The sequence below is a fragment of the Pararhodospirillum oryzae genome (genome assembly GCF_007992075.1).
Lineage (GTDB): Bacteria > Pseudomonadota > Alphaproteobacteria > Rhodospirillales > Rhodospirillaceae > Pararhodospirillum > Pararhodospirillum oryzae.
Genome location: NZ_BJZO01000008.1, coordinates 24,750 through 46,473 on the forward strand (window position 1 = coordinate 24,750; position 21,724 = coordinate 46,473).

General features: G+C 67.4%; 15 protein-coding genes. 11 read left to right on the plus strand and 4 right to left on the minus strand.

Annotation, left to right across the window (positions count from 1 at the left end):
* Window positions 1-35: 35 nt before the first annotated feature.
* Complete coding sequence (locus ROR02_RS02480) at window positions 36-647, minus strand: DsbA family protein (RefSeq protein WP_246135364.1); 612 nt, start codon at window positions 645-647, stop codon at window positions 36-38.
* 314 nt (window positions 648-961) lie between these two features.
* Here ROR02_RS02480 and ROR02_RS02485 point away from each other — a divergent pair, with 314 nt between their 5' ends.
* The 4 genes from ROR02_RS02485 (at window position 962) to ROR02_RS02500 (ending at window position 9,872) form a co-directional block, all read left to right on the plus strand.
* On the plus strand, window positions 962-4,351 hold the full coding sequence (locus tag ROR02_RS02485; protein ID WP_147162424.1) for a transglutaminase family protein: 3,390 nt from the start codon (window positions 962-964) through the stop codon (window positions 4,349-4,351).
* A gap of 315 nt (window positions 4,352-4,666) precedes the next feature.
* Window positions 4,667-7,345, plus strand: a complete 2,679-nt coding sequence (locus ROR02_RS02490) for a circularly permuted type 2 ATP-grasp protein (protein WP_147162425.1) — start codon at window positions 4,667-4,669, stop codon at window positions 7,343-7,345.
* The gene (locus ROR02_RS02495; protein WP_246135365.1) at window positions 7,342-8,394 is read left to right on the plus strand and encodes a transglutaminase family protein; all 1,053 of its coding nucleotides are present in this window, start codon (window positions 7,342-7,344) and stop codon (window positions 8,392-8,394) included. Before ROR02_RS02490 ends, ROR02_RS02495 begins: the two co-directional genes overlap by 4 nt.
* Window positions 8,391-9,872: a hypothetical protein gene (locus tag ROR02_RS02500; RefSeq protein ID WP_246135366.1), complete on the plus strand. Its 1,482-nt coding sequence runs from the start codon at window positions 8,391-8,393 to the stop codon at window positions 9,870-9,872. The genes ROR02_RS02495 and ROR02_RS02500 overlap by 4 nt, the downstream gene beginning before the upstream one ends.
* A gap of 87 nt (window positions 9,873-9,959) precedes the next feature.
* Here the strand turns inward: ROR02_RS02500 and ROR02_RS02505 are convergent, their stop codons facing one another.
* The gene (locus tag ROR02_RS02505) at window positions 9,960-10,571 is read right to left on the minus strand and encodes a glutathione S-transferase family protein (RefSeq protein WP_147162426.1); all 612 of its coding nucleotides are present in this window, start codon (window positions 10,569-10,571) and stop codon (window positions 9,960-9,962) included.
* Complete coding sequence (locus tag ROR02_RS02510; protein ID WP_147162427.1) at window positions 10,568-11,572, minus strand: LysR substrate-binding domain-containing protein; 1,005 nt, start codon at window positions 11,570-11,572, stop codon at window positions 10,568-10,570. The genes ROR02_RS02505 and ROR02_RS02510 overlap by 4 nt, the downstream gene beginning before the upstream one ends.
* A 200-nt stretch (window positions 11,573-11,772) precedes the next feature.
* Here ROR02_RS02510 and ROR02_RS02515 point away from each other — a divergent pair, with 200 nt between their 5' ends.
* Window positions 11,773-12,252 carry a Dps family protein gene (locus ROR02_RS02515; protein ID WP_147162428.1) on the plus strand — a complete coding sequence of 160 codons (480 nt, stop codon included), beginning with the start codon at window positions 11,773-11,775 and terminating at the stop codon, window positions 12,250-12,252.
* Between the two features lie 179 nt (window positions 12,253-12,431).
* Here ROR02_RS02515 and ROR02_RS02520 read toward each other — a convergent pair whose 3' ends face one another.
* Window positions 12,432-12,623: a YfhL family 4Fe-4S dicluster ferredoxin gene (locus ROR02_RS02520; RefSeq protein ID WP_147162429.1), complete on the minus strand. Its 192-nt coding sequence runs from the start codon at window positions 12,621-12,623 to the stop codon at window positions 12,432-12,434.
* A gap of 374 nt (window positions 12,624-12,997) precedes the next feature.
* Between ROR02_RS02520 and ROR02_RS02525 the strand changes: the two genes are divergently transcribed.
* From ROR02_RS02525 to ROR02_RS02550, 6 genes are all read left to right on the plus strand, one after another.
* Window positions 12,998-14,740, plus strand: a complete 1,743-nt coding sequence (locus ROR02_RS02525; protein WP_307725133.1) for a 2-oxoacid:acceptor oxidoreductase subunit alpha — start codon at window positions 12,998-13,000, stop codon at window positions 14,738-14,740.
* A gap of 2 nt (window positions 14,741-14,742) precedes the next feature.
* A complete protein-coding gene (locus ROR02_RS02530; protein WP_147162430.1) occupies window positions 14,743-15,576 on the plus strand; it encodes a 2-oxoacid:ferredoxin oxidoreductase subunit beta in 834 nt (277 codons plus the stop codon).
* A 150-nt stretch (window positions 15,577-15,726) separates the two neighbouring features.
* Entirely contained in the window at window positions 15,727-16,230 is a 504-nt protein-coding gene (locus tag ROR02_RS02535) for a ferritin-like domain-containing protein (protein ID WP_147162431.1), read from the plus strand.
* Between the two features lie 442 nt (window positions 16,231-16,672).
* Window positions 16,673-17,833 carry an efflux RND transporter periplasmic adaptor subunit gene (locus ROR02_RS02540; protein WP_147162432.1) on the plus strand — a complete coding sequence of 387 codons (1,161 nt, stop codon included), beginning with the start codon at window positions 16,673-16,675 and terminating at the stop codon, window positions 17,831-17,833.
* Window positions 17,834-17,840: 7 nt separating this feature from the next.
* The gene (locus ROR02_RS02545; RefSeq protein WP_307725134.1) at window positions 17,841-20,987 is read left to right on the plus strand and encodes a multidrug efflux RND transporter permease subunit; all 3,147 of its coding nucleotides are present in this window, start codon (window positions 17,841-17,843) and stop codon (window positions 20,985-20,987) included.
* An 18-nt stretch (window positions 20,988-21,005) separates the two neighbouring features.
* Window positions 21,006-21,701: a response regulator gene (locus ROR02_RS02550; protein ID WP_147162433.1), complete on the plus strand. Its 696-nt coding sequence runs from the start codon at window positions 21,006-21,008 to the stop codon at window positions 21,699-21,701.
* Window positions 21,702-21,724: the final 23 nt, after the last annotated feature.

A 21,724-nucleotide genomic window follows, 5' to 3' on the forward strand; every position in this document is an offset into this window, starting at 1 on the left:
CGGGTGGGCTCTCCGTCAGACCCGAGAAAACGCGCTCAGGGCTTCAGCAGCGGGTCGATCACGGCCCGGAAGGCGTCGAGGGGCTGCGCGCCCACGATCACCGGCTTGCCGTTGATGACGAACGTCGGCGTGCCATCGATGCCCAGCGCCTTGGCCTGGGCCTCGCCCTGGCGGATGCCCGCGAACAGGGACTCGCTGTCGAGGCAGCCGGCGACCGCGCTTTTGTCGAGGCCGGCCAGGGCGGCGTAGCTTTGCAGGGCATCCAGCGGGTTCTTGGCCGTGCCCCAGGCTTTTTGATTGGCGAACAAGGTGTTGATCAAGGTGAAGAAGGCATCGGGCGGGGCGCACCGGGCGATCATCGCCGCGCCCACGGCCAGGGGCTGGCCCAGGGTTTCGTCGCGGAAGACCAGCCGCACCTTGCCGGTGTCGATATATTCTTTTTTCAGCTCGGGCAGGATGTGGGCGTGGAAGTCGGCGCAGTGAGAGCACAGCAGCGACGAGTATTCGATGATTTCCACCGGGGCCTCGGGCGAGCCCAGGAAGCGTTCCTCGTAGGAAAGGGATTGCGCCTGGGCGGGCGCGAGGCGGCCCAGGGCAAGGGCGGCGCCAAGGGAAAGAGCAAGGGCGACAAGGGAACGGCGGCGCAAGGCGGGGGTCCTCCGGTTCGGGGCGTCAGGCAGGCGGCCCGGGCACGACGAGTTAAGCCGGCAGGCCGGGGGTGATGCAAGGGGCCTGATGGGGCCATGCCCGGTGATCGCCCCTTTGTTCCACATAAGGGGCCGGGGTGTCACCGGAAAGTGCCAGGAATGGCGCGCGTGGACGCCGCGACCGAAAAGCCAGACCCGGCCGGAACGGGCCAAAGGGGGCGGCCCCGCTTGCCCCGCGCGGGATCTCTGCCCGCCTTGCGCGCAGTGGGCTTCTGCTCGTACCATGCGCACTCCTCTGGCGTTCGGGGTATTCCATGAGCATCCATGTCGCGCTGACCCATCGCACGGTCTACACGTATGACCGGCGCGTGAGCCTGACCCCGCAGGTGATCCGCCTGCGCCCGGCTCCCCACAGCCGCACCCGCATCCTGTCGTATGCCCTGCATATCTCGCCGCAGCCGCATTTCATCAACTGGCAGCAAGACCCGCATGCCAACTGGCTGGCGCGGATCGTTTTTCCGGAAAAGGTCGATCATTTCTCGGTGACGGTCGATCTGGTCGCCGACATGGCGGTGTACAACCCGTTCGACTTTTTCCTGGAGCCCGACGCCGAGGAAAGCCCCTTTGCCTATGGTTCCGACCTGGCCGAGGAACTGGCGCCCTTCCGCCGGGTGGCCGAGGCCGGGCCGAAGCTCGCGGCCTTCGTGGCCTCGATCGATCGCACGCCCCGGCGCACGGTGGATTTCCTGGTTGATCTCAATGCCCGCCTACAACGGGAAATCCGCTATCTGGTGCGCATGGAACCCGGGGTGCAAACGCCCGAGGAAACCCTGACCCTGGGCAGCGGTTCGTGCCGGGACACGGCGTGGCTGCTGGTCGCCATCTTGCGGCATCTGGGGTACGCGGCGCGGTTCGTGTCGGGCTACCTGATCCAGCTGACCCCGGACCAGAAACCCCTGGAAGGCCCCGAGGGGCCCACCGCCGATTTCACCGACCTGCACGCCTGGACCGAAGTCTATCTGCCCGGGGCCGGCTGGGTCGGCCTGGATCCGACCAGTGGGCTGTTCGCCGGCGAGGGGCACATTCCGCTGGCGGCCACGCCCGACACGCCCTCGGCGGCGCCGGTATCGGGCGGGGTCGAGGCCTGCGAAACCACGTTTGATTTTTCCATGAGCGTGCAGCGCGTGCTGGAAACACCGCGCGTGACCAAGCCTTACACCGAGGAGCAATGGCAGGGCATCGTCGAACTGGGCCACGCGGTGGACGCGCGCCTCAACGCCGCCGATGCCCGCCTGACCATGGGCGGCGAGCCCACGTTCATTTCCATCGACGACATGGACGGCCCCGAATGGAACACCGAGGCGGTGGGGCCCGACAAGGAACGCCTTGCTCTTGATTTGCTGCACCGCCTGAAGGCCCGCTTCGCGCCTGATGGCCTGATGGTGTTCGGGCAGGGCAAATGGTACCCGGGCGAGCAGTTGCCGCGCTGGGCCCATGCCCTGTACTGGCGGGCCGACGGGCAACCCCTGTGGCGCGACCGGGCGACCCTGGGCGATCCGGCCACGCCGGGGCCGCACGATCCGGGCGATGCCGGGGTGTTCCTGGCGGCGGTGGCCGATGCCCTGGGCGTGGACCGCGAGGCGGTGACGCCGGCCTACGAGGACCCCTGGCATTACCTGGGCCAGGAAAGCCGCCTGCCGTTCAACGTCGATCCCACCGACAACCGGCTGAAGGACCCGCAAACGCGCGAGCGTCTGGCCCGCACCTTCGAGCGCGGCCTGGATCAGTTGACCGGTTACATCCTGCCGGTGCAGCGCTGGAACAGCCCGGCCCACCCGGCGCGCTGGCTGACCGAGGTCTGGCGTTTCCGGCAGGGGCGCTGCTACCTGATCCCCGGCGATTCGGCCATGGGCATGCGCCTGCCCCTGGAAAGCCTGCCGTGGGTTCCGGCCCGCTTCTATCCCTACATGGCGCCCCTGGATCCCTTCGCGCCGCGCGGGCCGTTGCCACCATTGGCCCCGGCGCGCCTCACCCGTCAGGACCGCCGCACGGCCGATCGCACCCGGCGCCCGGCCGGGGGGCTTCCCGGGTCCGACCCGCGGCCCGCCGCCGTTCCCGTGCCCGAGGCCGAACCCTCGCCCGAACAGGAGATCGAACGCGCGCAAGGGGGGTACGGCGTGGTGCGCACCGCCTTGTGCGTCGAGGTGCGCAACGGACGCTTGCATGCCTTCATGCCGCCGGTGGAAGCGCTGGAGGATTACCTGGATCTGCTGACCGCGATCGAGGACACGGCCGCCGCCCTCGATACCCGCGTGACCATCGAAGGCTATCCGCCGCCCCATGACCCCCGTTTGTGCGTGCTCAAGGTGACGCCCGACCCGGGCGTGATCGAGGTCAACGTGCAGCCCAGCGCGTCGTGGGACGAGTTGGTGAGGGTGACCGAGACCCTGTACGAGGAAGCCCGCGCCTGCCGCCTGGGCACGGAAAAGTTCATGATCGACGGCCGCCACGTGGGCACCGGCGGCGGCAACCACCTGGTGGTGGGGGGCGCGAGCCCGGCCGACAGCCCCTTCTTGCGCCGGCCCGACCTGCTGGGCAGCCTGATCCGCTACTGGCAGGTCCATCCGGCGCTCAGCTACCTGTTCAGCGGGTTGTTCATCGGGCCGACCAGCCAGGCGCCCCGCGTGGACGAGGCCCGCGACGACAGCTTGTATGAACTGGAAATCGCGCTCGATCGCCTGCCCACGCGCGGCGAAAGCCTGTGCGGCACCATCGCGCCCTGGGTGGTGGACCGGGTGTTGCGCGACGTGCTGACCGATGTCACCGGCAACACGCACCGCACCGAAATCAGTATCGACAAGCTCTATTCGCCCGACGGGCCCACCGGCCGCCTGGGCCTGGTCGAGTTCCGGGGCTTCGAGATGCCGCCCCATGCCCGCATGAGCCTGGCTCAGCAACTGTTGCTGCGCGCCCTGATCGCCCGCTTCTGGGAAACGCCGTTCCAGGCCCCCCTGGTGCCCTGGGGGCAGGCCCTGCGCGATCGCTTCATGCTGCCGCACTTCGTTGCCCAGGACCTGCGCGACGTGATCGACGACATGAACCGGGCCGGCTTCCCGCTGCGCTTCGAGTGGTTCGCGCCGCACATCGCGTTTCGCTTCCCGACCTATGGCACCGTCCACCACGGCGGTGTCGATATCGAGGTGCGCCACGCCCTGGAGCCCTGGCACGTGATGGGCGAGGATCCGTCGGCGGGGGGCACGGTGCGATTCGTGGACAGCTCGGCCGAACGCCTGCAGATCCGCGCCACCGGCCTGGTGCCCGGGCGCCATGTGCTGACCTGCCAGGGGCGGCGCCTGCCCATGACTCCAACCGGCACCCCGGGCGAGGCGGTGGCGGGGGTGCGCTACCGGGCATGGTGGCCTTCCCGTTGCCTGCATCCCACCATCGCGCCGCACACGCCCCTGGTGTTCGATCTGCTGGATACGTGGAACGGGCGCTCGCTGGGCGGGTGCATGTATCACGTGGCCCACCCCGGCGGGCGGTCCTATGACACCACGCCGGTCAATGCCAACGAGGCGGAAAGCCGTCGTCTCGCGCGCTTTTTCGCGATCGGCCATTCGGCGGGGCCGCTGCCGGTGCCGCCGGCCGAAGTGAACCCGGATTTTCCGATGACCCTGGACCTGCGCCGCCGCCCGGGCTCATAATGGACGCAAAACGCCCTTTTTTATTGGGATTCGCGGGCGTTTCGCGATGTTGCGGGCTGGAGGAAGACAAAAAAACGTCGTTTCTCCAGCCAGAACACGCATCTGGGCAAAAAGCGAGGGCGACGGGCCGGGTCCGGTTGATTCCGCCGCTGTCGTGAACATTTCTAAGGCAAGAAGATTTCCTTTCCTGCTTGGGAAATGCACCTGAAAAGGAACCAAAAGCGCTAACCTCTTGGCCGGTTGTGGACGGCCCGCGCTTTTCGGGTTCTCTGGGCGGCCTTCCGGGTTTCCCGGGGGCGCAAGTGGAGTATCGCGATGCGTTCGACCGAGTTGGCCGCCCGGCGTCAGGGGCTCCCCGACCTGCCGTCCCTGGCCTATCCGGCGCCCGAGGGATACGACGAAATGGTGGCTCCGGACGGGTCGCTGCGTCCGGCGTGGCGTCCGTTCATGGAGCAGGTTTCGACCCTGGCGCCCGAGGAACTGACTCGCCGCTGGGAGCGCGGCTTGCGTTTGCTGCGCGACTCCGGCCTGGCCCACGACGTGCCCCTGGACCCGATTTTTCACGGCGACGGCGGGCGTTCGTGGGCGCTGGACCCCTTCCCGCTGCTGATGGAGCCGCGCGAGTGGCGCTACATCGAGTGCGCCCTGATTCAGCGGGCCACCGTGCTCAACGCCGTGCTGGCCGATCTCTACGGCCCCAACCACCTTCTGAACGAAGGCCAGCTGCCGCCGGCCCTGCTGCACGCCAACCCCGGCTTCCTGCGTCCCTTGCACGGGGCGCGGCCGGTGGGAAAAACGTTCCTGCATTTCTACGCCGTTGACTTGGCCCGCGCCCCGGATGGCCGCTGGTGGGTGATCGACGACCGCACCGAAACCCCGACCGGGGCCGGCTATGCCCTGGAAAACCGCCAGATCGTCGCGCGCGTGCTGCCCGAGATCTACCACGGCTTCAACGTGCAGCGCCTCGCGCCGTTTTTCATGCGCGCGCGCGAAACCCTGGCGCGGCTCACGCCCCGGGCGGTGGAAACGCCCCTGATGGTGGTGTGGACGCCGGGACCCTACAACGACAGCCACCACGAACACGTGTACCTGGCCCGCTACCTGGGCCTGACCGTGGTCGAGGGCGAGGACATGACAACGCGCGACGACCGCGTTTACCTCAAGACCCTGGAGGGTCTGAAGCCCATCGACGTGATTTTCCGCCACAACGAGGGCAGCTACTGCGATCCCCTGGAACTGCGCGGCGACAGCACCTTGGGCGTGCCCGGGCTGGTGGGGGCGGTGCACGCGGGCACGGTATCGGTGGCCAATGCCCTGGGGGCGCGCGTGGCCGAGGCCCCGGCGCTCAAGCCCTTCCTGCCCGCGTTGTGCCGGCGGTTGCTGGGCGAGGATCTGATGATGCCCTCGGTCGCGACGTGGTGGTGCGGCCAGGCGCGCGAGCGGTCTTACGTGTGCAGCAACCTCGACACCCTCGCGGTGCGCTCGGCGTTCAACGCGCGCTCGGATACCACGCTTGCGACCCCCGAGGAGCGCGAGGCCCTGGCCGCCGACATCAACGCCCGGCCCTGGAACTACGTGGGCCAGGAGGCGGTGCCCTTGTCCACCGTGCCCGTGTGGCACAACGGGGCCCTGGAACCGCTGCCTTTGGTGCTGCGCGTGCATCTGGTGGCCCATGACGGCGGGTATATCGTCATGCCGGGCGGGCTGGCCCGGGTGGGGCCGGGGCCCGGCCTCGCGCCCGGTCAGGTGGCCCGCACCCGGGGCGGCGGCACCAAGGACGTCTGGGTGCTGGCGGACGAAACCGTTGATCCGGTGATCAGCGTGCGCAGCCGCGAGGAAACCCCGCGCCGGGGCCTGCGCGACCTGCCGTCGCGCGTGGCCGACAACACCTGTTGGCTGGGCCGCTACGCCGAGCGGTGCGAAGACACGACAAGATTGCTGCGCAAGGCCTGCGTGCTGGCGGCGGAAAACGGCTTTGGCGAGCCCGAGCTGGCGGTGGTGCTGTCGATCTTCGCCCTTTTGGGTCATCTGCCGCTGGAGTCCGACTACACCGACGCCGACATCCAGGAAGAAGCCCTGCGCGCCGTCTTGCGCCTCAACGCCGATCCCGAGGAACCCGAGGGGCTGGCCGCCGCCCTGGTCAACGCCCGGCGCACCGCCGTGGCCGTGCGCGATCGCCTCTCGAACGACACCTGGCGCGCCATCGTGCAACTGGCCCAGGCGCCGCTGCCGCCGCCGGCCGAGGAAGGGCCCCTGGATCTGGAGTCGCCGCAAGGGGCCCTGGAAAGCCTGATCATGCCCTTGCTGGCCCTGGGCGGGCTGTCGCTCGACGCCATGACCCAGGCGCTGAGCTGGCGTTTCCTGGACATCGGCCGGCGGATGGAGCGCTCGACCCACCTTCTCGACCTGCTGACCGGCCTGCTGATGGTGGACGACGCCGACGTGGGGGCGGCCCTGAACGTGGCGCTGGATGTTTCCGATTCATCGATGACCTACCGTTCGCGCTATCTGGCCCCGCCCGGCGTGGCGCCGACCATCGACCTGCTGGTGTGCGACGAAAGCAATCCGCGTGCCCTGGCCTATCAGCTTGCCCGGCTTGAAGGGCATATCGCCAAGCTGGCCCCCGATCAGGCCTTTGGCCTGCCCACCGAGGAGCACCGCCAGATCACCGGCCTGTTGTCCGAGGTGCGCACCTTGGACCCGCGCCGCGTGACCCTGGACGCCGAGGCCGGCCCGGGGCAGGTGGCGCTGGGCGAGCTGCTCAAGCGCCTGCGCGGCCAGCTGGGCGAGCTGAACCATAGTCTGACGCTGCATTATTTCGCTCACGCCCTGGAGACGAGTCCGGAAATGGAAAGGACCGGTCACCCCGACCTGGAAGCGGCCCTGGCCGCCCGCGATGCCGACCGCCGTCCCGAAATGGGCCCGGCATCCCCCGGGGACGAGGAAACATCCCCAGGCGCGACCGGGGTCGGGACGGAGGAGATCGTTTCGTGAGCACCCCTGAGTCCCGCGCGGGCGGCGAACCCGACCCCGTGCCGGCGCCGGCCAGCGCGCCGGCCTCCGTTTTACTGCCCCAGGCCGCGCCCGGGGTTCTGGGGGGCGATCCCCTGGCGCCCCTGGTCTATGACGTGGAGCACGTGACCACCTACACGTATTCGCAGCCGGTGACGGTGTCGCACCAGTGCGCCCACCTGCGCCCGCGCGCGTTCGCAACCCAGGAGGTGATCGACACCGAGCTGCGCGCCACGCCCTTGCCCGAGTTGCGCTCGGAACGCACCGACTACTTCGGCAACACGGTCACGACGTTTTCGTTGTCGCGTCCGCACGAGGCGCTCACCTTGATCTCGCGCTGCCGGGTGCGGATTCACCCGCCGGAAATTCCCGATCCCGCGATCACGCCGCCGTGGGAAGAGGTGGCGCGGCGCCTGAGCCAGGGATTCGGGGCCGATGTGCTGGACGCGTGCACCGTGTTGCACGACAGCTTGTACGCGCGTGTCCTGCCTGAGGTGGCCGAGTACGCGCGCCCGTCGTTTCCGCCCGGGCGGCCGATTCTGGAAGCGGGTCTCGACCTGACCCGGCGTATTTACACCGACTTTTCCTATGATCCCTCCGCCACCACCATCGCCACGCCCCTGGTCGAGGTTCTGGCGCGGCGCCGGGGGGTGTGCCAGGACTTCGCGCATCTGCAAATCGCCTGCCTGCGGGCCATGGGCCTGTCGGCGCGCTATGTCAGCGGCTACATCCTCACGCGCTCGGCCGACGACGGCGCGGCCCTGGAAGGGGGCGATGCCAGCCATGCCTGGCTTTCCTTGTTCGTGCCGTGCCCGGGGGCGCCCAATGGCGGCTGGATCGGCCTGGATCCGACCAACGATAAAATCGTGACCCGCGAGCACATCACCGTGGCCTGGGGCCGCGATTTCGAGGACGTGAGCCCGGTCAAGGGCGTGATGCTGGGGGGCGGCACGCAACGGGTCGCGGTGTCGGTGCGGGTCACGCCCCTGTCGGGGCATCCGCCCCGCCTGGTGCGGACCGCGCCCCCGTGAGCCCGCCCATGTCCGGGGGACGCAAGACCGTGGCCGGGCTGTCGCTGCTGATGGTCGTTGCCTTGACCCTGGCCATGGAACTGGGGGCGCCCAAGAACCTGACCTGGGGGTCGGGGGGCGCCTTGATCGTGTTCTGGGTCCTGGTGTGGCCGGCCATGGGGCGCTCGGCCCGGGGGATGATCGCGGTGGCCCTGGCCCTGGCGGTGCCGGCGGTGGCCTTCAACCGGCTGGACGTGATCGACCTGCGCGACGCCCTGGGCCGCTCGGGGTTCATTGCCGCCCTGTTCACCTGTTTCGGGGTGTTGCGCGAGGCGGCCCTGACCTCGGAGCTGGTGCGCCGCACCGGGCGTTTCCTGGCCCGGCGCCCGCCGGGACAGCGCTATGGCGCCTTGACCATGGGCGGCCACCTGTTCGGGCTGATCTTGAACTTCGGGGTCATTCCGCTGCTGGGCACCTTGATCGTGGAGGGCACCCGCGCCGCCGACACGGCCCCGGCCGGCGACGCCGACCCGGCGCGGGCCCGGCGCGCGGCCACCCGTCGCCGGCGCATGGCGCAGGCGGTGCACCGGGGGTTCGTGGCCACCCTGATCTGGTCGCCCTTGACCGTCAGCATGGCGGTGATTTTCTCGGCCCTGCCCGAGATCGCCTGGTCGGCGTGCGCGCCGTGGCTGGTGGGGGTGGCGGGTCTGTTCTTGCTGATCGGCTGGGGGGTGGACCGGTTTTCGCCGGTGCGCCGGACCACGGCCCCGGTGCCCCCCGAACCCGACGAAGGCGGCTCGTGGAGCCTGCTGGTGCCGGTGGTCGGGGTGATCGCGCTGATTTTCGCGGGCGGCGTGGCGCTGGAGGAAGGGCTGGGCATCCGGCTGGTGGCCGGGGTGATGCTGGTCTCGCCCCTGGTGGCCGCCGGCTGGATCGTGCTTCAGGTGCTGCGCCGGCGCTCCGTGGGCGGCGCGTTGTCGGAAACCGGGGCGCGGCTGCTGACCCACGTGCGCGAGACCTTCCCGACCTATCACACCGAACTCGCGGTGGTCGCGGCCTCGGCGTTCATCGGGCTGGTGGTGGCGGCGGTGCTGCCCCCCGAGGCCGTGCCGGCTTTGCTTGCGTGGCTGGGCTGGCCGTCGTGGCTGGTGCTGGCCATGGTGCCGTGGCTGGCGGTGGCGGGCGGTCAGGCGGGCATGAGCCCGGTGTTGTCGATTTCGCTGCTGGCGGCCGCCTTGCCCGGTCCCGCCACTCTCGGGGTGCCCGGCGCGATGATGGCGGTGGCCTATGGCGGTTCGTGGGCGCTGGTCGCGGCGTCGTCCCCGTTCACGGCCTCCGTGCTGACCTCGGCGCGGGTGGCCTCGTCGGCGACGTGGAGCACGACGCCGGTGCGCTTCGGGCTGCGCGAGAACGCCCTGTTCACGGGCCTGTGCGCCCTGGCCCTTAGCGCCGTGGTGGCCTTGATGGCCCTTCCCGGGGTGGTGGGCGGCCCGGGGTGATCCCCGGGCCTGGCCCCGGCCGGGTTCGGGCGGGAGCGCGTGTTTTCGTGCCCGGAGGCCGTTGTCCTTCCCGCCCGCCTTTCCGGGTCAGCCCGGCACGGCCATGCCGGCGATCACGGCCGGGCGCTGGGCCATGGTGTCCATCCAGCGGCGCACCGCGGGGCGCTCGCCCAGGGGGATGCCCAGCTTTTCGTGGGGGGCCATCCACGGATAGGTGGCAATGTCGGCGATGGAGTAGGTGTCTCCCCCGAGCCAGGGGTGGGCGGCAAGCTGGGTTTCCATCACGTCGAGCAGGCGCTGGGCCTCGGTTTCGAAATGGGCAAGACCCACGGGCTGGGGCTCGGGCAGGCGCGAGCGGAAATAGAAAACCCGGCCGAAGGTGGCGCCCAGGCCGCTGATCTGGAACATCAGCCACTGGAACACCTGGGCGCGGGCGGCCCCGGTGGCGGGCAGCAGGGCCGAGCCGGTCTTCTCGGCCAGGTAGATCAGGATGGCGCCCGATTCCGCGAGCACCACCGGCCCCTCGGAATCGACGATCACGGGAATCTTGCCGTTGGCGTTCAGGGCCAGGAACCCGGGTGCCTTCTGCTCGCCCTTGGACAGGTTCACGGTGTGAACCTGATAGGGCAGGGCCAGTTCTTCCAGAAGGATGGAAACCTTGCGGCCGTTGGGGGTGGGCGCGGTGTGGAAGTCGATCATGATCGGTCCTTATCGGGGTCGGACAACAAGGCGCCGGCGGGATCGGCCGGAACGCCAAGAGCCGCCAGGCGTTTGGCGGCGCTTTCCAGAATGGCGCGCACGGTGCGCTCGATCGCGGCGCCCAGCAAGGCGTAGTCGCGGGCGCGCGGCGAGCCCGGGCGCCACAGCAAGGCCAGGGTGCGCGCGCTGGCGGTGTCGGCGACCGGGCGCACGGTGATGCCCGAGCCCGGACGGGCTTCCTCGGGCACCGCCAGGGCGGGAATCAAGGTGAGCCCCACGCCGCCCGCGACCATGCGCGCGAGCGTCGCCAGGCTGGTGGCCTGGAAGGCCTCGTTCTGGCGCGAGCGGGTCAGGCGGCAGGCCTCCATGGCGTGCTCGCGCAGGCAATGCCCGTCCTCCAGCATCAGCAGGGTTTCGTCGCTCAGGGCTTCCAGGGGGACTTCGGGCAGGGCGCTCAAGGGGTGGCCCTCGGGCAGGGCCAGGACCACGGGCTCGGACACCAGTTCCAGGCGCGGCAGATCCCCGATGGCGTAGGGCAGGGCCATCAAGGCGACATCCAGGCGCCCGGCGTGCAGGCGGGCCAGCAGCGACGCCGAGGTCTCCTCGCGCAGGAACAAGCGCAGGTCCGGGTAGGCGGTGCGCACGGTGGGAATCAGCGAGGGGAGGACATAGGGGCCAATGGTTGGAATCACGCCCAGGTGCAGCTCGCCCGTGAGCGGGCGGGTACCGGCCTGGGCCGTGTCGACCAGGGCTTCCGCGTCGGCGAGCAAGGCGCGGGCGCGTTGCGCCAGATCCTCGCCCAGGGGGGTGAACACGACCTGCCGGCGGCTGCGCCGCTCGATCAGGCGCACGCCCAGCAGGGTTTCCAGTTCCTGGACCCCGGCCGACAAGGTGGATTGGGTGACCGCGCAGGTTTCAGCCGCGCGGCCGAAGTGGCGGGTATCGCTCACCGCCACCAGGTAGCGCAGTTGTCGCAAGGTCGGGAGTGCTTTTTGGGCCATGGTCTGCCTTTCGTCCCGCCGTCGGAGAAGCGAGGGCTAAACGATCGATAAAACCGAACAAAAAATCCAGAAAAGATGACTGGATGGAGAGTGGGGTTATCCCTAGATTGGGGTTGTCCCCGCTGGTCCCGGGCTGGGGAAAGCGTGGACGGCGCCGCGTCCCCCCGGTGCCGAGGGATCCAAGACAAGGAGATTTTTCGATGACCGACGGCATGTCCATCAACATCGGCATCCCCGAGGAGAAGCGCAAGGCGATCGCCGAGGGGCTCTCCCGCCTGCTGGCGGATACCTATACCCTCTATCTCAAGACCCACAACTTCCACTGGAACGTGACGGGTCCCATGTTCAATACCCTGCATCTCATGTTCGAGACGCAGTACAATGAACTGGCCCTGGCGGTCGATACGGTGGCCGAGCGCATTCGCGCGCTGGGCGAGCCGGCTCCGGGCAGCTATGCCCAGTTCGCCGGGCTGACCGTGATCAAGGAAGCGACCGAGGTTCCGCCGGCCGAGGAAATGATCCGCGAACTGGCCCGCGACCAGGAAGCGGTGGCGCGCACGGCGCGTTCGGTGTTCCCGCTGGCCGAGGAAGCCAACGACCAGCCGACCGCCGACCTGCTGACGCAGCGCATGCAAACGCATGAAAAGACCGCGTGGATGCTGCGCGCGATGGCTTCGTAAGGTGTCGGGCGTCTTCGCGGCGCACGGGCGTCGCGGGGCACGCCAGACGGCCGGGCTTGCGACGACTTAAAAAAACAGGGGGGAAGGCACAGCCTTTCCCCCGGTCGCGTTTCAAAGGCACACGCACGCAAAGGGGGCGCGCGGCCGCCCCCCCTTTGGGGTCCTTTGGGGTCGGGGCCTCAGGCGGCCTTGACGATGCATTCCACGGGGCAGACGGGCACGCACTGCGGCTCGTCATGGACGCCCTTGCACTCGGTGCACTTCTTGGGGTCGATCTTGAAGGTCGGGTCGCCCTGGCTGATGGCCTCGTTCGGGCATTCCGGCTCGCACGCACCGCAGTTGATGCACTCGTCGGTGATTTTCAGGCTCATGATAACGCTCCCTTGGGGATGCTGGATTAGGGTCACAGGAGGCGGACCGTCGGGCCGCGGCCGCGAAGCGGCGCACGGACGGCCGGGGGATCGCCCACCCGTGAGGGGCCCTCTAGCAGGAAATGGGGGCGTCGGAATTGACATATAGCAAACCAGGCCCCTGCGCGCAGAAATTAACCGTTCCGTTCGATCCCGGGGAAAACCATGAAAAATAAGGGACATTTCTCCGTTTGGGTGCAAAGTGTTGCGCGTGGGAGGATGTCGGATTTATAACCATGGACTCAATTTGGTCGAAAAGGCGCGCGTCGCCGCCCAGGCGGGCGCGGGACGGCTCGCCGTGACCCTGGTTCGCGGCGACGAACAGGGAAAGGACCATGAGTATGACGATGGCCTCTGTTTCCATCGCGTTGACAGGCTCGGGTGGAGCCGGTGTCATGACGGCGGGACGCATCTTGATGGATGCCGCCGCCGAGGCGGGTCTCTATGGCCTCATGACCCGCTCGCTGGGCCCGCAGATCCGAGGGGGAGAGTCGGCCGCGCTGGTTCGACTGGGCACCCGTCCGGTCGATGGCCTGGACGACATTTGCGATCTGCTGGTGGCGGTGGACTGGGGCAACATCGAGCGCTTCGCGGCCGAAATTCCCCTGGCGCCGTCGAGTCTCGTGGTCGCGGATCCGGCGCAAGGTCCGGTGCCGGAGGTGATCGCCGCGTCCGGGGCGCGGGTGGTCATGGTGCCGTTTCGCGATCTGGCGGCCGCGATTCCCGACGGCCGCGTCAACATGGTGGCCCTGGGGCTGGTGGCCTCGCTGATTGGCCTGCCCGATGCAACCGTGCCCTCGGTTCTGTCCAAAACCCTGAAGCGCAAGGGTGAAGCGGCGCTGACCGCCGGCTTGCAGGCGGTGACGGTGGGCGAGGAAGCGGTGGCGACCATCGACGACACCCCCACGCTTGACCTGAGCCAGGCCCCGACCGGGCGCGAGAAATGGTCGATCAGCGGCAACGATGCCACCGCGTTTGGCGTGCTGCGAGGCGGCGTGCGATTCGTGGCCGCCTATCCCATCACGCCCGCGACCGAAATCCTGGAATGGCTGGCGGTGGCCCTGCCCAAGGTGGGCGGCTGCCTGGTCCAGGCCGAGGACGAACTGGCCTCGATCAACATGATCCTGGGGGCGTCGTTCGGGGGGGTGCCCTCGATGACCGCGACCTCGGGGCCGGGCCTCGCCCTGATGACCGAGGCCCTGGGGCTGGGCGTGGCGGCGGAAGTGCCGATCGTGGTGTGCAACGTCATGCGCGGCGGTCCCTCGACGGGGATTCCCACCAAGTCGGAGCAGGCCGACTTGAACATGGCGGTCTATGGCCTGCATGGCGACGCGCCGCACATCGTGACCGCCGCGACCTCGATCGCGGATTGCCTGTTCACCGCCCAGTGGTCGGTTTACCTGGCCGAGGCCATGCAGGTGCCGGTGATCATGCTCACCGACCAGGCCATGGGCCAGGCGCGCGCGGTCATCGACCGCCCGGCCGACGTGGCCTTCGTGGGCCGGCGCGAAACGGTTTCGGCCCAGGGCGCGATGGCGTACCAGCGCTACGCCGTGACCGCGTCGGGGGTGTCGCCGATGGCGATTCCGGGCACGCCCGAGTGTGCCTACACCGCCGACGGGCTGGAACACAGCCCGCGCGGCACGCCGTCCACCCAGGCGGCCCACCACCAGGAGCAGCTCGATAAACGACTGCGTAAAATCACCGGCTTTGACTATGGCGCCCACTGGGCGGTGATCGATGGCGCGGGCGAGGGCGACACGGCGATCATCACCTGGGGGTCGCTGACCGGGGCCGCCATGGATGCCGCGCACCGCCTGCGCGCCGACGGGATCGCGGTGCGGGTGATCAGCGTGCGCCTTTTGTCGCCCCTGCGGCCCGAGGTCGTCGCCGAGGCCCTGGCCGGGGTGTCGCGCGTGCTTGTGGTTGAACAAAGCCACGGCATGCAGTTCAGTCGCCTGCTGCGCGCCCACCTTGATCTGCCGGGGTCGGTGCGCGTGTGCGCCCGGCCGGGACCGGTGCCCATCCGCCCCCACGAAATCGTCGCGGCCGTCACCGCCTGGGACAAGGGAGAGTAACCATGGACGGCGAAAGCATGACCCACCCCAACCCGCAGGATTACCGCTCGGACGTCAAGCCGGTGTGGTGCCCCGGGTGCGGCCACTTTGCCGTCATCACCAGCGTGGCCCGCGCCCTGGCCGAACTGGGCCTGGCGCGCGAGAACGTGGCCTTGATTTCGGGCATCGGCTGTTCGTCGCGTTTGCCCGCGTACTCCACCGTGTACGGGTTCCACGGCGTGCATGGCCGCGCCCTGCCGGTGGCCACGGGCCTGAAGATGGCGCGCCAGGATCTGACCGTGCTGGTCGCGGGCGGCGACGGCGACGGGTTTTCGATCGGCGGCAACCACTTCCTGCACGCCTGCCGGCGCAATGTCGACCTGACCTACATTGTCATGGACAACAGCGTGTATGGCATGACCAAGGGGCAGGCCTCGCCGACCACGGAAGCCGACTGGGACGGCTCCAAGCTGACCCCGGGCGGCCCGGGCATCGCGCCCTTCCAGCCGCTGGAAATCGCGCTGTCGGCCGGGGCCTCGTTCGTGGCGCGGGCTTTTTCCGGGCAGCCGGCCGAGCTGACCCGCCAGATCTGCGAGGCGATCTGTCACAAGGGCTTTTCCTTCATTCATGTGCTCTCGCCGTGCATCACGTATCGGCCGGAGCAGCGCGCCTACAAGGACAAGGTGCATCAGGACTGGTCGCAGCCGGCCAGCGATCGCACCGAGGCCTTCCGGACGCTGCTGGAGGATGACGGCTTTGCAACCGGCATTTTGTTCCGTGGCAGCGAGCCGGCGGCGAAGCCGGTGGAACGGCCCCGGGTTGCCCTGAGCGACATGGAAACCCAATTCGTGGTGTAATGGTCGCCCTGGGGGCGACCCGTGGCGGGGAGGGGGGACTCCCACCCTCCCGTTGGGGGCTCGGTCCCGGCATGACGAGGGGGCAGGGGATGCCCTGCCTTTCCTTGCCAAGGCATAAGGGCGGCGACCCGCGACAGGAGGAATGCGGCCATGGATGACCTGGGAACGTTTTTGGCGCACGCGGTGGCGCTGGAAAAGGAATCGGGCGAACGCTTCGATGCCCTCGCCGATTCGCTTGAGGTGCACCACAATCCCGAGGTGGTGGAGCTGTTTCGCAAGATGGCCCACTTCTCGCGCCTGCACCTGCGCGAGGTTCAGGACCGGGCGGTGGGGGTTGTGCTGCCCCATCTGCGGCCGTGGGAATTCTCGTGGCCGAATGCCGAGGCGCCCGAAACCCCGAGCGTCGAGGATACCCATTACCGCATGACCGCCCACCACGCCTTGCTTCAGGCGTTGGCGAGCGAACGGCAAGGCCAGGCGTTTTACGCCGGCGTGGCCGCGCGCACGGTCAATGCCCAGGTCAAGGCCCTGGCCACCGCGTTCGCGGCCGAGGAGGGCGAGCACGTGGCGCTTCTGGAAGCCACGCTATCCCGCTTCCCGCCGCCCCCCGCCAACTGGGCCGAGGATCCCGACCCCCCCAACGCCCCGGATTAGAGTTTGTCAGGGAGAAGGGGGTACCGCTTCTCGGATCGCCCGAGGGTAAAAAGGGAGAGGGCACCGTGAGCGGATCCGGTTTCACGCGCGGTGCTCTTTAACCTACCCCATCATGGCGGCGACCATTACGGATCCACGCTGGACTGAAACTGGATCAACTTGAGTCAAGTTGGCCCAGTTTCAGTTTAATTCTATAAATTTTAGAGTAACTTCGAGATCAGGTTGGGCCAAGAAATGGCCCAACCTGATCTCGGATTACTCTGGAGGCTGTCTGTTTCGCGTTGAAGCGGACAGCCTATTGGTTTCTTTGGTTGAGTTTGCCCGCGTCCTTTGCGGTCGCCGGAATTCGCCGGCGTCTCCACCAAATCTCCATCATTTCTCGACCTGGTGTCGAAGGGCGCGTGTCAGTGATCGGCTGAAATCCTCAGTCCGGACACGTCCCATGTTGCATCGCCTTTCGGTCGCCGCCTTCGTCGTTTGCGTTTTTGTGTTTTCGTTCCTGCTGATCTTTCGAGGCGGCGCGGTTTCGCAGCCGGAGGGCGCTTCCTCCGATGCGCCCGGCCCCACGCAGGTCGTCACCGCCAGGCTTACCCCGGAACGCGTTGTTTTGGTCGATGAGCTTCCCGGGCGGGTGGTCGCCTATCGCAGGGTGGAAATACGGCCCCAGGTCGGCGGCCTCATCAAGAGGCGGTTTGCGAAAGGGGGGACCCAGGTCGAGGCTGGGGACATCCTGTTTGAAATCGACCCGGCCTTGCTCCTGGCCGATCTCGAAACCGCGCGGGCAGGGTTGACCAGAGCCGAAGGGGCGGTGGAGCACGCGCGGCGAGGGATGGAACGCGCCGAGGCCCTCGTTGCAAGCAACGCGACGAGCCGCAAGAATTACGAAGACGCGCGCAACGAGCTGGCCACGGCGCAGGCTAACCTTGCCGAGGCCCGGGCGGTGGTTCGCCGCCGCCAGCTCGATCTTGACTTTGCCACCATAAGGTCGCCGGTCAAAGGGTATGTCGGGCTCACGCTGGCCGACGAAGGCGCCCTCGCATCGACATCGAGCCAGACGGAACTCGCCGTGGTGCAGGAACTGGACCGTGTGTATGTGGATCTGCGCGTGCCCGCGACGAAACTTGACGGATTGCAGTCCGCCGCCAGGCAAGGATTAGGTCAGGTCGAGATCCTCGACGCGAAGGGTAACCCACACCCCCGTCCAGGCACGCTGGTGGTGTCGGATGTCGCGGTGGATTCGGGAACCGGCAACGCGACAGTCCGGATTGAAGCGGAAAACCCGGGCTTGCAGCTTCTCCCCGGAATGTATGTGCGCGCGCGACTACCCCGTGGCCTCCTTCCCGATGCGGTGCTCGTTCCGGAAGACGCCGTCATTCGCACCGGTGCCGGTGAGGCGCGGATCGTGGTCGTGGCGGCCGACGGGCGGGCCGAACAGCGCGACGTGGTCCTGGGCGAGGCCGTGGGAAGGCGCCTTGTCGTGACGTCGGGCCTGAAGGCGGGCGAGGTCATCGTCGTTCGCGGACAAGACCGCGTGCAGGACGGAATGACCGTGAACCCGGCTACCGCCGCGCGGGATGCCGCGCCTGCGACCGCCAAGCGTTAAAGGTCTGATGATCATGCCACACTTCTTCATTGATCGCCCGGTCTTTGCCTGGGTGATCGCGATCTTCATCGCGTTGGCGGGACTCGTCGCCATTCCCCAGCTTCCGGTGGCGCGTTTTCCCGTCATTGCGCCGCCGAGCATTGGCATCTTCGCCACATACACCGGCGCGACCGTGCAAACCGTCAATGACAGCGTGGTCACGCCCATTGAAAAGGAACTCACGAGCGTCAAGAACGTGCTCTATTCCGAATCCACGGTCGATTCGACTGGTGGCGTCAGCATCACGGTGACGTTCAAACCCGGAACCGACCCGGAACTGGCACAGGTGGATGTGCAAAACCGGCTCAAGAACGCCGAACCGCGTCTGCCGGAAGCGGTCCGGCGCGGTGGTCTCAGTGTCGAGGCCGCTGAATCGGGTTTTCTGATGGTTATTACAGTGAAGTCGCTCAGCGGAGAGACCGGGGAACTGGCGCTTGGCGATTATCTTACCCGCGCCATCAGTGAAGAACTGAGGCGCGTGCCGGGCGTCGGCCGTGTCCAGCAGTTCGGTTCAGAACGCGCCATGCGTGTCTGGGTCGATCCGGCCAAGCTGGCGGCCTACAACCTTGCCATGGCCGATGTGACCGCCGCCATCACGCGCGAAAACGCTCAGGTGTCGCCTGGCAGGGTCGGCGACGAGCCAACGGTTCCGGGAACGAAGGTCTCGACGCCGCTGACCGTCCAGGGCCAGTTGAACACGCCCGAGGAATTTGCCGCGATACCGTTGCGCGCGCGGACCGACGGCTCGCGTCTTCTCCTGTCGGATGTCGCGCGGGTGGAACTCGGCGCGCAGACCCTTGCTTTCAGTGTCAGCAGCAATGGGAAGCCCGCGGCGGCGGCCGCGATCCAGATGACGCCCGGCGCGAACGCGGTGAGCACCGCCGCCGCGATCGAAGCGCGTCTGGCCGAGCTGCGGACCGCGATGCCGAAGGATATGGAGGTCACGATCTCCTACAACACCGCGCCATTCGTAAAGGTGTCGATTACCACGGTCATCCAGACCCTGATCGAGGCCATGGTGCTGGTTTTCCTGGTGGTCCTGCTGTTCTTGCAGAAAATCCGCTATACGCTGATCCCAACCATTGTCGCGCCAATCGCGCTTTTGGGTACCTTCGCGGTGATGATGGTCGCGGGGTATTCGATCAACATGCTGACCATGTTCGGCATGGTGCTCGCGATCGGGATCATCGTCGACGATGCCATTGTCGTCGTCGAAAATGTCGAGCGGATCATGTCCCGACAGGGCTTGTCACCAAGGGACGCCACCCGTCAGGCCATGCGCGAGATTTCAGGCGCCATTGTCGGGATCACGCTGGTCCTGGCCGCTGTCTTCATTCCAATGGGCATGGCTGGCGGTTCCGTGGGCGCGATCTATCGCCAGTTCACCTTGTCGATGTCGGTTTCAATCCTGTTCTCCGCCTTCCTCGCCCTGACGCTGACCCCCGCGCTTTGCGCCACGATCCTGAGACCCGCGAACAGTCATGCCAGAAAGGGGTTCTTCGCGTGGTTCAACAGAAAATTCGATGCCTTGACCGCGCGGTACACCGGCGCCGTCGGCTGGGTGCTGCGCCGTGGCGGGCGGATGGTGGTCATCTATGCCTTGCTGCTGGTGGCCGTGGGCCTTGGCTATTCACGGGTGGCCACGTCGTTCGTGCCGGAAGAGGATCAGGGGAATTTCATGGCCATGTTCGAGCTGCCGGCCGGCGCCACCGCTGAACGGACGCGCGAGATCGTCGCAACCTATGAAGCGCATACCGCTTCCCGTCCCGATATCGTCGAGAGCATCGTCATTCTGGGGTTCGGCTTTTCCGGCTCTGGTCCCAACGCCGCGCAAGCCTTCACCAGTCTGAAGGATTGGAGCGACCGCGAGACAACGGTGAACGACGAGATCGCGGCGGCCGAGGCCGCGATGGTGACCATCCCCGAAGGCACCGCGATGATCATGAAGCCCCCCGCCATTGAATCGCTGGGCACCACGTCAGGCTTTTCGCTGCGGCTGGAGGACCGGGGGAACGCGGGTCTGGCCGCGTTGAAGGCGGCAGAGAACCAGCTGATCGAGCTGGCATCCGAAAGCAAGGTGCTTACCGGCGTCATGAGCGAGGGCCTGCCCGATGGACAGAGCATAGCGCTGAAGATCGATCGTCAGAAGGCGCTGGCGCTTGGGGTCTCCTTCTCGGCGATCAGTGACATGATTTCGACGGCGGTTGGATCGAGCTACGTTAACGACTTCCCAAACGACGGCCGGCTTCAACAAGTTGTGGTGCAGGCCGATGCGCCCGCGCGGATGCATGTCGAGGATGTCCTGCGGCTCCAGGTGCGCAACATTGACGGCGGCATGGTTCCATTGTCGGAAGTCGTTCAGCCCGTCTGGGAAAGCACGCCGTTGCAACTGGAACGCTACAACGGCTATCCAGCCGCCCGCATCTCAGGCTCGGCCGCGCCGGGAGTGTCCAGCGGTGTGGCCATGGCCGAGATGGAGCGTCTGGCGCGAAAGTTGCCAAAGAGCTTCGCGCTGGAGTGGACGGGTCAGTCCTTGCAGGAAAAACAATCGGCGGCGCAGGCGCCGGTGCTTCTGGCCGCCTCCATGCTGGTCGTGTTCCTCGTGCTCGCGGCACTTTATGAAAGCTGGTCAATCCCGCTGGCGGTCATGCTGGTCGTGCCGCTGGGCGTGCTCGGCGCGGTACTGGCGGTACTGGCGCGTGGGATGGAGAATGACGTGTTTTTCAAGGTGGGCCTCATTACGATCATCGGGCTTTCCGCCAAGAACGCCATCTTGCTGGTTGAATACGCGCGACACCTGCGGCGGGAGGGAAAGGGTCTCTGTCGGGCGGTGCTGCAGGCATCCCGGTTGCGGCTTCGGCCTATCTTGATGACGTCGCTGGCCTTCATCCTGGGGGTTGTCCCGTTGATGACCGCCCGTGGCGCCGGCTCTGAAATCCAAAATGCAATCGGGACCGGCGTGTTTGGCGGGATGCTATCCGCGACAGTGCTGGCGGTTTTCTTCGTGCCGGTGCTTTACGTTGTTGTCAATCGATTGACCGATGTCAAATCATGGGGGAATAATTTTAAGAAAAAATTGGTGATGGCCCGACGAAGGATCGGAGGCGGTGCTTGAGGAATTGGAGAAATAGCCATGAACAATGCCTTGATCCTCATTGTTGAAGACGAGCCCGAGATTTCTGACATCATCGGGACCTATCTGTCGCGCGAGGGGTTCCGGATCGTCACCGCGGGGGATGGAACCGTCGGGCTTGCCCATCACCTGCGCCTGCGGCCCGACCTGGTGGTGCTGGACATCAAGCTACCGGGTCAGGACGGTTACGAGGTGCTGGCGGCGATCCGTCGCCGGGGCGATACGCCCGTCATCATGGTCACCGCGCTGGCGGAGGATCTCGACAAGTTGCAGGCACTGCGCATCGGTGCCGACGACTATGTCGTCAAGCCGTTCAACCCGCTTGAGATCGTGGCCCGTGCCAAGGCCGTCTTGCGCCGGACCATGGGGCGCGGCGGCGAACAGGTGTTGCGCGTCGGGCCGCTGACGGTGGATCCGCAGGCTTATCGCGTGGAGGTTGAAAGCCCGACGGGACCGGTGACGCTCGACCTGACGCGAACCGAATTTCGCATTCTGGCCCATATGGCCGCGAGCCTGGGCAAGGTGTTCGAGCGCTCGGAACTGGTCGATGCCTGCCTGCCGGAAGGCGAGGCGCTTGACCGGACGGTGGACAGTCATATCAGCAATCTGCGTCGCAAACTGGCGGCGGCCGGGGTTGACGGCCTGCTCGCCGGTGTCCGTGGCGTCGGGTACCGGCTAGACAACGCGCATGGCTAGAAACCTGAATTCGCGGATTGTCC

What these genes read in the sequence shown, in the direction of transcription:
- ROR02_RS02485 (WP_147162424.1), top strand. Translation starts at nt 962, where the DNA reads ATGAGCATCCATGTCGCGCTGACCCATCGCACGGTCTACACGTATGAC.
- ROR02_RS02490 (WP_147162425.1), top strand. Translation starts at nt 4,667, where the DNA reads ATGCGTTCGACCGAGTTGGCCGCCCGGCGTCAGGGGCTCCCCGACCTG.
- ROR02_RS02505 (WP_147162426.1), bottom strand. Translation starts at nt 10,571, where the DNA reads ATGATCGACTTCCACACCGCGCCCACCCCCAACGGCCGCAAGGTTTCC.
- ROR02_RS02510 (WP_147162427.1), bottom strand. Translation starts at nt 11,572, where the DNA reads ATGGCCCAAAAAGCACTCCCGACCTTGCGACAACTGCGCTACCTGGTG.
- ROR02_RS02515 (WP_147162428.1), top strand. Translation starts at nt 11,773, where the DNA reads ATGACCGACGGCATGTCCATCAACATCGGCATCCCCGAGGAGAAGCGC.
- ROR02_RS02520 (WP_147162429.1), bottom strand. Translation starts at nt 12,623, where the DNA reads ATGAGCCTGAAAATCACCGACGAGTGCATCAACTGCGGTGCGTGCGAG.
- ROR02_RS02525 (WP_307725133.1), top strand. Translation starts at nt 12,998, where the DNA reads ATGAGTATGACGATGGCCTCTGTTTCCATCGCGTTGACAGGCTCGGGT.
- ROR02_RS02530 (WP_147162430.1), top strand. Translation starts at nt 14,743, where the DNA reads ATGGACGGCGAAAGCATGACCCACCCCAACCCGCAGGATTACCGCTCG.
- ROR02_RS02535 (WP_147162431.1), top strand. Translation starts at nt 15,727, where the DNA reads ATGGATGACCTGGGAACGTTTTTGGCGCACGCGGTGGCGCTGGAAAAG.
- ROR02_RS02540 (WP_147162432.1), top strand. Translation starts at nt 16,673, where the DNA reads ATGTTGCATCGCCTTTCGGTCGCCGCCTTCGTCGTTTGCGTTTTTGTG.
- ROR02_RS02545 (WP_307725134.1), top strand. Translation starts at nt 17,841, where the DNA reads ATGATCATGCCACACTTCTTCATTGATCGCCCGGTCTTTGCCTGGGTG.
- ROR02_RS02550 (WP_147162433.1), top strand. Translation starts at nt 21,006, where the DNA reads ATGAACAATGCCTTGATCCTCATTGTTGAAGACGAGCCCGAGATTTCT.